Below are 13,214 nucleotides of genomic sequence, written 5' to 3'. Positions count from 1 at the left end.
CGGCAGCCCCCAGCGACGGGGAGACCGCTGCAGAGGGCGGCCGGGCAGCTTTCAAGAAACCGCAGCGCACGGCCTCATGACGCCGTGTGGCGATCGAACGCGCCCGAAAACTTGGAGACACGCATGTCAGTCGAAACCGGTCAGCGGCCCTCCGCCGCGGACACACCCACCGCGATCCGGGTCATCCGGCGGGACGGCAGCGTGTCGCCGTTCGACGCCGGGAAGATCTCGGTCGCGCTGACCAAGGCGTTCCTCGCGGTCGAGGGCGGCGACGCCGCCGCGTCCTCCCGCGTCCACCACGTCGTCGCCGAGCTGACCCAGCAGGTGGAGACCACCCTGCTGCGCCACGCCGGCCCCGAGACCGCCCTGCACATCGAGCAGATCCAGGACATCGTCGAGCTCGCCCTGATGCGCGGCGAGCACCACAAGGTCGCCCGCGCGTACGTCCTCTACCGCGACGAGCGTGCCAAGGCCCGCGAGGCCGCCAAGCCGGCCGCGACCGAGGTCTCGCTGAACGTCAAGGGCACCGACGGCGTCCTGCGCCCGCTCGACTGGGCCCGCGTGTCCCACGTCGTGGGCGAGGCCGTCGCCGGTCTCGAAGACGTGAGTGCCGAGCCGGTGCTGGCCGAGGCCAAGCGCAACCTCTACGACGGCATCAGCGCCGACGAGCTGGCCCTGGCCCAGGTGCTGGCCGCCCGCGTGCTGGTCGAGCAGGAGCCGAACTACTCCTACGTCTCCGCGCGGCTGCTGCTGGACAAGCTGCGCGGCGAGGCGCTGAGCTACCTCGCCGGCACCCCGCGCCTGGCCAGCCAGGACGAGATGGCCGGCGAGTACCCGGCGTACTTCCGCGCCTACCTGCGCCGGGCGATCGAGCTGGAGCTGGTCGACGCCGAGCTGCAGCGCTTCGACCTCGACAAGATCACCGCCGCGATCCGGCCCGAGCGCGACCTCGACTTCGGCTTCCTCGGCCTCCAGACGCTGTACGACCGGTACTTCCAGCACCACGACGGCACCCGCTTCGAGCTGCCGCAGGCGTTCTTCATGCGCGTCGCGATGGGCCTGGCCGTCCGCGAGGACGACCGCGAAGCCCGCGCGATCGAGTTCTACGAGCTGCTGTCGAGCTTCCACTTCATGGCGTCCACCCCGACGCTGTTCAACTCGGGCACCACGCGCCCGCAGCTGTCGTCCTGCTTCCTGACCACGGTGGACGACGACCTGGACTCGATCTTCCAGGCGTACAAGAACAACGCGCTGCTGGCGAAGTACTCGGGCGGCCTCGGCAACGACTGGACCCCGGTCCGCGGCCTCGGCGCGCACATCAAGGGCACCAACGGCCAGTCGCAGGGCGTCGTGCCGTTCCTCAAGATCGCCAACGACACCGCCGTCGCGGTCAACCAGGGCGGCAAGCGCAAGGGCGCGGCGTGCGCGTACCTCGAGACGTGGCACGTCGACATCGAGGAGTTCCTCGACCTGCGCAAGAACACCGGTGACGACCGCCGCCGCACCCACGACATGAACACCGCGAACTGGGTGCCGGACGAGTTCCTCCGCCGCGTCGAGGCCGACGCGCAGTGGACGCTGTTCTCGCCGAACGAGACGCCGGACCTGCACGACCTCTACGGCAACGAGTTCGCCACCCGCTACCGCGAGTACGAGGCGATGGCCGACCGCGGCGAGATCAAGGTGTTCCGGCGCGTCCGCGCGGTCGACCTCTGGCGCCGCATGCTGACCATGCTGTTCGAGACCGGCCACCCGTGGATCACCTTCAAGGACCCGTGCAACCTCCGCTCGCCGCAGCAGCACGTCGGCGTGGTGCACTCGTCCAACCTCTGCACCGAGATCACGCTGAACACCACCGTCGACGAGGTCGCGGTCTGCAACCTCGGTTCGGTGAACCTGCTCAAGCACGTCACGCCCGAAGGCCTGGACACCCAGCGCCTCGAGAAGACCGTGCGCACGGCCGTCCGCATGCTGGACAACGTGATCGACATCAACTTCTACACGATCCCGGAGGCGCGCCGCTCCAACCTGCGCCACCGCCCGGTCGGCCTGGGCATCATGGGCTTCCAGGACGCGCTGTTCGAGATCGGCGTCCCGTTCGCCTCCGAAGAAGCCGTGAAGTTCGCCGACGTCTCCATGGAGCACCTCTCCTACTACGCGATCTCGGCGTCGACCGACCTCGCCGAGGAGCGCGGGCAGTACCAGTCGTTCGAGGGATCGCTCTGGAGCAAGGGCATCCTGCCGATCGACTCGCTGCAGCTGCTCATCGACGCGCGCCAGGGCGACGGCCTCGACGTCGACACGTCGTCCACTTTGGACTGGGCGCCGCTGCGCGAGCGGGTCAAGACCGTCGGCATGCGCAACTCGAACGTGATGGCGATCGCGCCGACCGCGACGATCTCCAACATCTCGGGTGTCGGCCAGTCGATCGAGCCGCTGTTCCAGAACCTGTTCGTCAAGTCGAACATGTCCGGCGACTTCACCGTCGTCAACCCGCACCTGGTCAAGAGCCTCAAGGAGCGCGGGCTCTGGGACGAGGTCATGGTCAGCGACCTCAAGTACTTCGACGGCAGCCTCGGCCAGATCGACCGCGTGCCGGACGACCTGAAGGCGCTGTACGCGACGGCCTTCGAGATCGAGTCGAAGTGGATCGTCGACGCCGGTTCGGTGCGCCAGAAGTGGATCGACCAGGCGCAGTCGCTGAACCTGTACATCGCGGCGCCGAGCGGCCGCAAGCTCGACCAGCTCTACCGCTACGCGTGGCACAAGGGCCTCAAGACCACGTACTACCTGCGCGCGCAGTCCGCGACGCACGTGGAGAAGAGCACCCTGCGCGGCACCGACGGCAAGCTGAACGCCGTCTCGGCGACCCCGGCACCGGCGGCTCCCGCCGCGGCTGCCCCGGCCCCCGCGCCGACGCCGGCACCCGCGCCTGCGCCCTCGCCGAAGCCGGAGCCGGACGTCGACTTCGTCGCCACCGAAGGCGCCGCCTGCCGCATCGACGACCCCGACTGCGAAGCCTGCCAGTAAAGGAACCCCTGCACAGATGACCAACGTGGAGACGACGGACGCGACCGGCCTCGGGGAGATCGAGGTCGGCGCCGCCCGGATCACCGTCGACGACAAGCGCATGATCAACGCGCGCGCCGACGTCAACCAGCTGCTGCCCATGAAGTACAAGTGGGCGTGGGAGAAGTACCTGGCCGGCTGCAACAACCACTGGATGCCGACCGAGGTCGCCATGCAGGCCGACATCGCGCTGTGGAAGTCCCCGGACGGCCTCACCGAGGACGAGCGCCAGATGCTCAAGCGCAACCTGGGCTTCTTCGCGACCGCGGAGTCGTTGGTGGCCAACAACATCGTGCTCGCGGTGTACCGGCAGATCACCAACCCCGAGTGCCGCCAGTACCTGCTGCGCCAGGCGTTCGAGGAGGCCGTGCACACGCACACCTTCCAGTACATCTGCGAGAGCCTCGGCCTGGTCGAGGGCGAGCTGTTCAACATGTACCGCGAGGTTCCGTCCATTTCGGACAAGGACGCGTGGGCGCTGAAGTACACGCAGAACCTGGAGAACCCGGACTTCGAGACCGGGACGCCGGAGGCCGACCAGGCGTTCCTGCGTGACCTCGTCGCGTTCTACGTGATCTTCGAGGGCATGTGGTTCTACACCGGCTTCGCGCAGATCCTGTCGCTGGGCCGCCGGAACAAGATGGTCGGCATCGCCGAGCAGTACCAGTACATCCTGCGCGACGAGTCGATCCACCTGAACTTCGGCATCGACTGCATCAACCAGATCAAGATCGAGAACCCGCACCTGTGGACCGAAGAGTTCCAGGCGGAGGTCCGCGGGATGCTGAAGGAGGCGTGCGAGCTGGAGGTCAAGTACGCGCGCGACACCATGCCGCGCGGCATGCTCGGCCTGTCGGCGCAGCTGTGCGAGCAGTACATGCACTTCATCACCGACCGCCGCGCGCAGCAGATCGGCCTGCAGCCGATCTTCGGCGAGACCGAGAACCCGTTCCCGTGGATGTCCGAGGCGATGGACCTCAAGAAGGAGAAGAACTTCTTCGAGACCCGCGTGATCGAGTACCAGTCGGGCGGCGCCCTCGACTGGGACTGAGCTCCCGGGCACACCGGCCCCGCCCTGGTCGTCCAGGGCGGGGCCGCTTCACGTCGTGGCCACTCGCACCGCCAGCTCCGCGTCCAGCGGGCTCATGTCCGCGTCGACGGGTTCGCCCGGTGTCCACCAAGCGAACTCGGCCACCACGGCGAAGGTCAGCGCCACGCCACGGATGCCGGTCTCCTCGGCCAGCTCGCGCACGGCGGCTTCGCGACAGGTTTCGCCGGGCTCGAGCAGCACGGTCCCCGCTCGATCGCGGAGGGGAAGCTCGGCCACGTCGGCATCGTCTCCCGTCAATAGGCGTAGCGGCGCACGGTTTCCGGGTGGATCACCAAGCGCACCTGGTCCGTCTTCAGGATCGCCTCCAGGCCGGCCGCGCGGTCCGGGTCGTCGAGGTCCCAGTACCGGCCCGCCAGGCGTCGGGCCAGCTCATGCGCCCCGCCGGGTTCCACCGAAACGCGGCCTTCGACCGACACCCACCGCTCCCGCTCCCCCACCGGCGCCGCGACCACGATCGACGCGCGCGGATCCCGGCGCACGCGCCGCACCTTGGGCGCGTCCGGTTCCGAGAACAGCTGGATCGTGCCGTCGGCCGCCTCGAACCACACGGGGCGGGGTCGGCCGCCCGCCACGGTCAAGAACCCGTGCAGGGGACGGCGGAGGAACTCGAGGTCGTCGGAAGTCAATGCGGTCATGCTCCGATTGAACCGGCCGGGCCCGGACGATCCCATGGGTGAAAAGCCGGATTCCCTGTCCATTCGTCTAACCTCAAGCTCGTGGACGACCTCTTCCGCGGCGTACGGGCCCACGGCTCGCTGTTCGGCAGCTCGGCCCTGTCGCCGCCGTTTTCGCTGCACTTCGTCGACGGCGCGCCACTCACCCTGTGCACCGTGCTCTCGGGCGGCGGCTGGATCGTCCCCGAGCACGGCGAACCCGAGCCGCTGCGCGCCTACGACACCGTCGTCGTGCGCGGCCCGGAGACGTTCACCTTCGTCGACGAAATCGGCACCGACGCCGAGCCCGTCGCGTGCGGCGAGTACTGCGCCGCACCCGAACTGGGCGGGACGCGGCACCGGCGCGGCTGGCGCGACGACGGCGAGGGACCGACCACGCTGATCGTCGGCGCCTACCCGGCCGGCGGGGAGGTCAGCCGCCCGCTGCTGGACGCCCTGCCCGCCGTGCTGCGCGTCGGCGGCGGGGGTACCGGCGACGCCGTCCTGGACCACCTCGCCGCCGAGGTCGCCGCCGACACGCCCGGGCAGCAGGTCGTGCTCGACCGGCTGCTCGACTGGATGCTCGTCTGCACCCTGCGCGAGTGGTTCGACCGGCCCGGCGGCGAACCCCCGGCGTGGTGGAGCGCCCAGCGCGACCCGGTGGCCGGCCCCGTGCTGCGCTTGCTGCACGAGGAACCCGCCGCGCCGTGGACGGTCGCCGCCCTGGCCGCGCGCGCCGGGGTTTCGCGCTCGACCCTGGCCAAGCGGTTCACCGAGCTGCTCGGCGAACCACCGCTGACCTACCTCACCCGGCGCCGCATGGCGCTCGCGGCGAACCTGCTGGCCGAGCGGACCGCCGCGACCGTCTCGGAAGTCGCCCGCCACGTCGGGTACGCCGACGCCTTCGGCTTCAGCGCGGCGTTCAAACGGGTCCGCGGCGTCACGCCGAGCGAGTACCGGCGGAACGCCACCTCCGCCTGATCGGAAGGCAGTCACCCGGCAAGCCCGACGCCTGAAAGCAGACCGGGGCTTTGCGCCTCCCCGCAAACCACCCGAAAAGAGGGCCGGCGAGGTGTTGTCAGACCGTCAACAAGGGTGCATCGTGAAGGGGTAGCCGATCTCGACGCAGGAGATGGTCAGTTTGCCGGGCACCGTGAGCCGAGCCGCCGAAGCGCTGCGCGAACGCGTGCCGACGCTGACCGCGCTCCCCCTGCCGCCCAAAGTCGACGAACGCTGGCTGCGGTCGCGCTGGCCCGTCGAGGAACTCGCGACGCCACCCGCGGGCAGCGGCCTCGAGCCGGTGCTCGGGGACGCGGGACCGCCGCTGGTCGGGCACATGCTCGAGATGATGCGCTTCGGCCCGGCGTTCGGCCTCCGCCGTTACGAGCTCTACGGCCCGGTGTCGTGGACCGGCGGCTTCGGCCGGAAGATCGTCGCGCTATCCGGGCCCGAAGCCACGCAGATCGCGCTCGTCAACAAGGACAAGGCGTTCTCGCAGGAAGGCTGGAAGTTCTTCATCGAGAAGTTCTTCGAGCGCGGCCTGATGCTGATGGACTTCGGCGAGCACCACCTGCACCGCCGGATCATGCAGGAGGCCTTCACGCGCCCGCGGCTGGCCGGCTACGTCGGCGAAATGGGGCCCGCACTGCGCGAAGGCGTCGCGAGCTGGGGCTCGAGCGAGCGGCCGCGGCTGTACTGGGCGCTCAAGCAGCTGACCCTCGACGTCGCGACCCGCGTGTTCATGGGCATGCGCAGCGGCGGCGACGCGGCCCGGATCAACCGCGCGTTCGTCAGCTCGGTGCGCGCCGGCACCGCCTTCGTGCGCTTCCCGGTGCCGGGCGGGCGCTGGTCGGCCGGGCTGCACGGCCGGAAGGTCCTCGAACGCTACTTCGGCGAAAACCTGCCCGCCAAACGGCGTTCCGGTGGGGACGACCTGTTCGCCGCGCTCTGCCAGGCCACCACCGAGGACGGCGACCGGTTCTCCGACACCGACATCGTCAACCACATGATCTTCCTGATGATGGCCGCGCACGACACCACCACCATCACCAGCAGCGCCATGGCCTACTACCTGGCCAAGCACCCGGAGTGGCAGGAACGCGCCCGCGCGGAGTCCCTGGCCCTGGGAGACGACCTGCCCGACATCGCCGCGCTGGAGCGGCTGGAGACCCTCGACCTCGTGATGAAGGAGGCGCTGCGGCTGGTCGCGCCGGTGCCGTCCCTGACCCGCCAGACCGTCAAGGACACCGAGGTGCTCGGCCACTACATCCCGGCGGGCACCCTGGTCGGCGTCTCGCCCACGGTCAACCACTTCACGCCCGAGTGCTGGACGAACCCCTTCGCGTTCGACCCGGAACGCTTCGCCGAACCGCGGCGCGAGGACAAGTCGCACCGGATGGCGTGGATGCCGTTCGGCGGCGGCGCGCACAAGTGCATCGGGCTGCACTTCGGCGGTCTCGAGGTGAAGTTGCTGATGCACGAACTGCTGCGGGCGTACCGCTGGTCGGTTCCGGAGAGTTACACCGCGCGCTGGGACTACGTCTCGCTGCCGGTGCCCGCGGACGGTCTCCCGGTCCACCTGACCCCTCGCTGACCCCGCGAGCGTCCACCACCGCATACGCAAGGTAACGAAAAGTTACCGTTTGTGGAGATTCGTTCACTCGTTCAGCCGGTAGACACCCTGTCACGCGCATGATGGCGTGGCATCGATCGTGGGCGAAGGCTGCCTGGTGTGGCTTCATGATCCCCGACACCGTGTCCGACCTGGCCATACCTGTGCGTGAAGAGGTGGAGTGTGCCTGAACCCGGTGCCGCGTCAGGGCTACTGGACGTGGCGCGCCGGTGGGCGGCGACGTTGGCCGACACCAAAGGAGTAACGCTTCCCCCGGAGGAGCTCGAAGCCCTGCTGCTCGAGGTCGCGAACGAAGCGGTCGACCAAGCCGGCTCGCAGCACGACGGCGCGCTGCTGCGGTTCACCGCGCTCTACGCCGCGTCGCCGATGGGGATCGCGCTGGCCGACCCCGACGGCGACATCGTGGAGGCGAACCTCGCCTTCGGCCAGCTGCTCGGCTGCTCGCCGGATCGGTTGCGGGGCAGGCACATCACCGACCTCGGCTCGACCGACCACGACGTCTCGCGGCTCGAGGCGGGCTTGGAGCAGGTGCGCACCGGCCGCGACCGCTACCAGGAACGGATGCTGCTCGACCACACCGAAGACGGGCAGCTCTGGACCGACGTGACGCTCGCCCGGCTGCCCGGCGACCGGCCCGGCTCGATCTACCCGGTGCTGATGGTGTCGGACGCCAACGAGCTGCACCTGCTGCAGGAGCGGCTGCTGCACCAGAACGTGCACGACCCGCTGACCGGGCTGCCGAACGCGTCGTCGTTCACCACCAAGCTGGAAGCCGCGCTCGGCGCCGGCGCGCGCGACGACATCGCGCTGATCTACCTCGACGTCGACGGTTTCAAGGTGATCAACGACGGTCTCGGCGCCGGGGTCGGCGACCAGGTGCTGCGCGGGGTCGCGAACAAGCTGTCGGCGGTGTTCACCGGCCACCACGACGGGTTCGTCGCCCGGCTGTCCGGCGACGGCTTCGCGGTGCTGCTGCGCGGCGAGCTGGCGGCGACCGAGGTCGTCAGGCTGGTCGAGCGCGCCCTGGAGGACCTCAACGAGCCGATCTACCTGGGCGGGCACGGCATCGGCGTCAGTGCGAGCGCGGGCATCGTGGTGCGCGCCGCGGTCGAGGGCGGCGCCGCGGAACTGCTGCGGGCGGCGGAGATCGCGCTGCACCGGGCCAAGGAGGCCGGCAAGGCGCAGTGGATGCTGTTCGACCCGGAGCTGGACGCCCGCGACCGCGGCCGCTACCAGCTGGGCGCGGTGATCGCCGGCGCGCTGGAGAACGGCGAGTTCTCGCTGGTCTACCAGCCCACGGTGAAGCTGGCCCGGCCGGACGAGCTCGCCGCGGTCAACGCCGGGCTGCGGTGGAACCACCCGGAGAAGGGCGAGCTCGGCTCCGACGAGTTCTACCCGCTGGCCCAGACCACGGGCATGACGGTGCCGCTGGGCCGCTGGCTCCTCGCCGAATCCCTGGCGGCGACGGCCCGCTGGCGCACGCACCTGGGCGACGCGGCACCGGACGTCTGCGTGCGGCTCCCGGCCCGGCTGGCGATCGACCCGGACCTGGTGCTGCTGGTGAAGGAGCAGCTGGACAAGCACGAGCTCCCGGCGAGGGCACTGAGGCTGTGCACGGACCGCGACTCGATGCTCGATCCCCGCGGCGAGGTCCTGGACTCCCTGGCGGTCCTGGCCGACCTGGGCGCCCAGCTGGTGCTGACGATCTCGGGGTCGGCGGACCTGGAGCTGATCCCCCAGCACCAGCTCCCGGTCCGGCACGTGATCCTGTCGGGCCCGGTGGTCGACGCGCTGGACACGGACGAGCCGGCGGAGTCCGACCTGCGGCACCTGACGCAGCTGATCACCCGGGCCCGCGAGCTGCACCTGCGGGTGGGGGCGGAAGGCGTGCGAACACACGAGCAGGCGACCCGGCTCCGTCAGCTCGGCGTGATCGCGGCCCGAGGGCCGTTCGTGGCGGATTCGGCGACGGGTGACGAGGTCGACGAGATGATCGCCCGCCACCCGCGGAGGTAGCGCCCGAAGCGGCCTGGCCACAGCGCGTCCGGACCAAGCCGGTGGCGACCCTGCTCCGAACACCCGGCAGGATGGGTTCCGCCCCCCGACGAGAAAGGACGTCCATGGACGCCGGAGACCTCGCCCCCGACTTCACGCTGCCCGACGACCAGGGCCAGGAGCGCACGCTCTCGGACTTCCTGGCCACCGGGCCCGTGGTCCTGTTCTTCTACCCGGCCGCCATGACCGGGGGCTGCACCGCCGAGAGCTGCCACTTCCGGGATCTCGCGGCGGAGTTCGCGGCGGTCGGCGCGCACCGCGTCGGGATCAGCCCGGACGCCATCACCAAGCAGCGGGCCTTCTCGGCGGCCAACAGCTTCGACTACCCGCTCCTGTCCGATGTGGAGGGTGAGGTCGCGAAGCAGTTCGGCGTGTGGCGGAAGCTCCTGCCGCTGCACACCAAGCGCGCCACCTTCGTTATCGGCGAAGACCGGAAGGTCATCGCGAAGATCAAGAGCGAGCTGAACTTCACCGTCCACGCCGACGAGGCGCTCAAGGTGCTGCGGGAGCGGAACAAGGTCGCCTAGCGAGGAGCGAGCCGCCACACGTGGTTGGTGCCCGTGCACGACGGCGCCAGCGGCTTCTCCGCCGGTTCCGAGCGCACCTTGGTGAAGCCGAGGCGCGCGGGCACCGCTCCACTTCGGACGTTCCGCTCGTCGTGCTTGATCTCGACGTACCCGGCGCCGAGGCGGAACGCCTCCTCCGTCAGCAGCGTGACGGCCCGGGTCATCAAGCCGCGGCCGACGAAACCGTGCGCGAGCCAGTAGCCGATCTCGACGCCGCCGTCGCGGGTCATCACGCCGATGCCGCCCGCCACCTCCGAGCCCAGCCGCAACGCGTATTCGTACGCTTCGCCGCTCTCCCAGCGATTCGCGGTCAGCCTCAGGAACTCCGCCGAGTCGTCGTCGGTGTACCCGCCCGCGGCCCAGATCAGGAACGGGCTCAGGTGCGCCAGCGAGCCGCTGACGACCGCCGTCAGCACCGGCCGGTCGCCCGCGTGCCAGCGGGTCAGCGTCAGGTCACCGTCGCGGTAGGTCTCGGCCGGGGTTTCCATGCGGCTCATGGTGCCCCGGCCGGGACGTCACACGCGAATCAATTCACGATCACGCTGTCGGGGACCTCGGTGTCGTTCTTCAGCGCGTCGAACAGCTGCTTCGACTTGGCCTTGTCCCAGTTCTCCGCCGACCCGCTGGTCACCGGCACCGTCGTCGTCACCACGCCGCCGGAGGAGATCCCGCGCATCGCGATCGCCAGGCCGGCGAGGTTGTGCACGTGGTCGCCGGAATCCATGGTCAGCGCGTCCGGTGCCGAGGACAGCAGCGGGAAGAAGTCGAACGGGTTCAGCAGCGTGCCGGGGCTGGCGATCTGGCTGACCAGCGCGCCGATGAACTTGCGCTGGTTGGCGACGCGGTCGAGGTCCGACCGCGGCGTCGCGTCGCTGTGGCGCATCCGGACGAAGCCCAGCGCCGACCGGCCGTCGAGCGTCTGGGGGCAGCCCGCCTTGATGCTGATCCCCGTCACCGTGTCGTTCATGTCCTGGTCGATGCACATCTCGACGCCGCCGATCGCGTCGACGATCTTGGCGAACCCGCCGAAACCGATCTCCGCGTAGTGGTCGATGTGCAGACCGGTGGCGCCTTCGACGGTCTGCGCGAGCAGCTTCGGGCCGCCGAGCGAGAACGCCGCGTTGATCTTGTTCTTGCCGTGGCCGGGGATCGACACCTGCGAGTCGCGCGGCAGCGACAGCAGCGTCGGCTTGGTGCTGTTGTCCGGCAGGTGCGCGACCATGATCGTGTCGGTGCGCTGCCCGCCGCCCGCCGCGGCGACGTCGCCGGTGGCGAGCCGCTCCTCGTCCTCCGCGGTCAGGCCTTCGCGGCTGTCCGAGCCGACGATCAGCCAGTTGGTGCCGGACGCGGCCACCGGGCGGCCGGAGTAGTCGGCCAGCGCGTCGACGCGCTTGATCGAGAACTCGAGGTACACCCAGATGCCGGCGAGGAACACGACGAACACCAGCACCAGCGCGCCCAGGACGCGGCCGAAGCTCCAGCGACGCCGGCGCGGCGGCCGGGACGGCGGGTAGTCGTCCTCGGCCGGGCGGCGGGGCGGGTCCTGCCGCGGCGGCGGGGGCGGGGCGTACTCGGGCTCACGGGTGCCCATCGGGCGGGTGCGTTCGTCGTACGGGCTGCGGCCCCGCCCGGGCAGCGGCATCATCTGCGCGCGCTGGTGGTCCCGGGAGCGGCCGCCAGGCGGCCGGGGCGGCGGCATCCGGCGCCCGCCGTCGTCGCCACGGTACGTCATCACCATCACCCAATCCCGATCCGGACAAAACGTGTCGTCGTCAGTACACCGCACGTCTCCGATAGGAAGACGTCCGGCACGGGGTCGGGTTGCCGCGACGGGTTACCGGCCGGTTGCCTCGTAGCCGAACTGGTGGACCTTGAGGTACCCGGACCGGAACCCGGCCTCGGAATAGGCCAGGTAGAACTCCCACATCCGGCGGAAGACGTCGTCGAACCCGAACCCGGCGATGTCGGTCCAGCGGTGCAGGAACCGTTCGCGCCACCACCGTAGCGTGCGCGCGTAGTCCTGGCCGAACTCGCGCATCCCGGCCAGCTTGAGCCGGGTGTTCGCCTTGACGCCCTCCTCGATCGACCGCACCGACGGGATCAGGCCGCCCGGGAAGATGTACTTGTGGACCCAGCCGTACGCGCGTGACGCCGCCATCATCCGGTCGTGGTCCATCGTGATGGCCTGCAGGCCGAACCGCCCGCCGGGACGCAGCCGGTCCCCGATCGTGGCGTAGAACGCCGGCCAGTAGGACGCGCCGACGGCCTCGATCATCTCGACGCTGACCACGGCGTCGTACCGGCTGCTCGACTCGCGGTAGTCGCACAGCTTCACTTCGACGCGGTCGGAGAACCCGGCCGCCGCGATGCGTTCGGTGGCCAGCGCGCGCTGCTCCTCCGAAATGGTCAGCGACGTCACCTGCGCGCCGCGGGCCGCGGCGCGGATGGCGAGTTCACCCCATCCGGTGCCGATTTCGAGGACTTCGCTGCCTTCGCGGACGCCGGCGTAGTCGAGCACGCTGTCGATCTTGCGGTGCTGCGCGGTGGTCAGGTCGTCACCGGGGCCGAACAGCGCCGAGGAGTACGTCATCGACTCGTCGAGGAAGGCGCCGAACAGGTCGTTGGACAGGTCGTAGTGGCGGTGGATGTTCGCCCGCGCGCCCTCGAGGGTGTTCTCCTCGGACGGCGGCTGCGCCCGCTCGGCGACCCGGCGGAACTTCTGCAGCACCGGCGGGACGAGCGTGGCCATCCGCTCGGCGAACGGCGTGAGCACCTCGGCCAGGTCGGACGCGGTCCAGTCACCGGCCATGTAGGACTCGCCGAAGCCGATCTTGGCGTCGACGCCGAGGCGGTGGAAGAACGCCTCGGGGCGCAGGATCCGCATCTCGGGTGCTTCCGGGCCCCCGGCGCCGAGCACGGTGCCGTCCGGGAAGGTCACCCGGACCTCGAGCGGGCGGACCGCGCGGCGGAACAGCGCGGCGGCGATCCGCGCGCGCAGCGCGGAGTGCGGCGGGGTGGCCAGGCCCGGCCACCGGGTCCCGTCCGGGACGTCCCGGGCCGACGCCCGGTCAGCGCTCGAAGTGGTCACGGGGACTCCCTCCGGCCGGCCGGCTTCGCCGGTGGTCGAT

11 protein-coding genes are annotated in these 13,214 nt (G+C 70.3%); 6 read left to right on the top strand and 5 right to left on the bottom strand.

Features of this window, described 5'->3' with window-relative positions; translation table 11 throughout:
* Positions 1–123 precede the first annotated feature (123 nt).
* Together ACFVYA_RS15330 and ACFVYA_RS15325 are read left to right on the top strand one after the other, a co-directional pair.
* Positions 124–3,030, top strand: coding sequence for a ribonucleoside-diphosphate reductase subunit alpha (locus ACFVYA_RS15330; protein ID WP_387045399.1), 2,907 nt, complete (start codon positions 124–126; stop codon positions 3,028–3,030).
* On the top strand, positions 2,933–4,120 hold the full coding sequence (locus ACFVYA_RS15325; RefSeq protein ID WP_387045433.1) for a ribonucleotide-diphosphate reductase subunit beta: 1,188 nt from the start codon (positions 2,933–2,935) through the stop codon (positions 4,118–4,120). The genes ACFVYA_RS15330 and ACFVYA_RS15325 overlap by 98 nt, the downstream gene beginning before the upstream one ends.
* 48 nt (positions 4,121–4,168) lie before the next feature.
* Here ACFVYA_RS15325 and ACFVYA_RS15320 read toward each other — a convergent pair whose 3' ends face one another.
* Positions 4,169–4,396, bottom strand: coding sequence for an NUDIX domain-containing protein (locus ACFVYA_RS15320; protein ID WP_387045396.1), 228 nt, complete (start codon positions 4,394–4,396; stop codon positions 4,169–4,171).
* 17 nt (positions 4,397–4,413) lie between these two features.
* Positions 4,414–4,815, bottom strand: a complete 402-nt coding sequence (locus ACFVYA_RS15315) for a pyridoxamine 5'-phosphate oxidase family protein (protein ID WP_387045394.1) — start codon at positions 4,813–4,815, stop codon at positions 4,414–4,416.
* Between the two features lie 81 nt (positions 4,816–4,896).
* Here ACFVYA_RS15315 and ACFVYA_RS15310 point away from each other — a divergent pair, with 81 nt between their 5' ends.
* The 4 genes from ACFVYA_RS15310 to ACFVYA_RS15295 all read left to right on the top strand — a co-directional run bounded on the left by ACFVYA_RS15310 (position 4,897) and on the right by ACFVYA_RS15295 (position 10,047).
* Positions 4,897–5,814 carry an AraC family transcriptional regulator gene (locus ACFVYA_RS15310; RefSeq protein WP_387045391.1) on the top strand — a complete coding sequence of 306 codons (918 nt, stop codon included), beginning with the start codon at positions 4,897–4,899 and terminating at the stop codon, positions 5,812–5,814.
* Between the two features lie 151 nt (positions 5,815–5,965).
* Positions 5,966–7,426 (top strand): cytochrome P450, encoded by a 1,461-nt coding sequence (locus tag ACFVYA_RS15305; RefSeq protein ID WP_387045389.1) that lies wholly within the window; start codon positions 5,966–5,968, stop codon positions 7,424–7,426.
* Positions 7,427–7,663: 237 nt separating this feature from the next.
* The gene (locus ACFVYA_RS15300) at positions 7,664–9,481 is read left to right on the top strand and encodes a putative bifunctional diguanylate cyclase/phosphodiesterase (protein WP_387045432.1); all 1,818 of its coding nucleotides are present in this window, start codon (positions 7,664–7,666) and stop codon (positions 9,479–9,481) included.
* Between the two features lie 104 nt (positions 9,482–9,585).
* A complete protein-coding gene (locus tag ACFVYA_RS15295) occupies positions 9,586–10,047 on the top strand; it encodes a peroxiredoxin (protein ID WP_285990113.1) in 462 nt (153 codons plus the stop codon).
* On the opposite strand, the gene ACFVYA_RS15290 is transcribed toward ACFVYA_RS15295, so the two are convergent.
* The 3 genes from ACFVYA_RS15290 to ACFVYA_RS15280 all read right to left on the bottom strand — a co-directional run bounded on the left by ACFVYA_RS15290 (position 10,044) and on the right by ACFVYA_RS15280 (position 13,174).
* Positions 10,044–10,574 carry a GNAT family N-acetyltransferase gene (locus tag ACFVYA_RS15290; RefSeq protein ID WP_387045387.1) on the bottom strand — a complete coding sequence of 177 codons (531 nt, stop codon included), beginning with the start codon at positions 10,572–10,574 and terminating at the stop codon, positions 10,044–10,046. The two genes, ACFVYA_RS15295 and ACFVYA_RS15290, sit on opposite strands and share 4 nt — an antisense overlap.
* A 38-nt stretch (positions 10,575–10,612) precedes the next feature.
* Complete coding sequence (locus ACFVYA_RS15285) at positions 10,613–11,824, bottom strand: LCP family protein (protein ID WP_387045384.1); 1,212 nt, start codon at positions 11,822–11,824, stop codon at positions 10,613–10,615.
* Between the two features lie 96 nt (positions 11,825–11,920).
* Positions 11,921–13,174, bottom strand: a complete 1,254-nt coding sequence (locus ACFVYA_RS15280; RefSeq protein WP_387045382.1) for a class I SAM-dependent methyltransferase — start codon at positions 13,172–13,174, stop codon at positions 11,921–11,923.
* Positions 13,175–13,214: the final 40 nt, after the last annotated feature.

This window comes from Amycolatopsis sp. NPDC058278 (assembly GCF_042881395.1).
Classification (GTDB): Bacteria; Actinomycetota; Actinomycetes; order Mycobacteriales; family Pseudonocardiaceae; genus Amycolatopsis.
The sequence above is the reverse complement of the archived record's forward strand: the minus strand, read 5'-3'. Positions and strand labels throughout refer to the sequence as shown.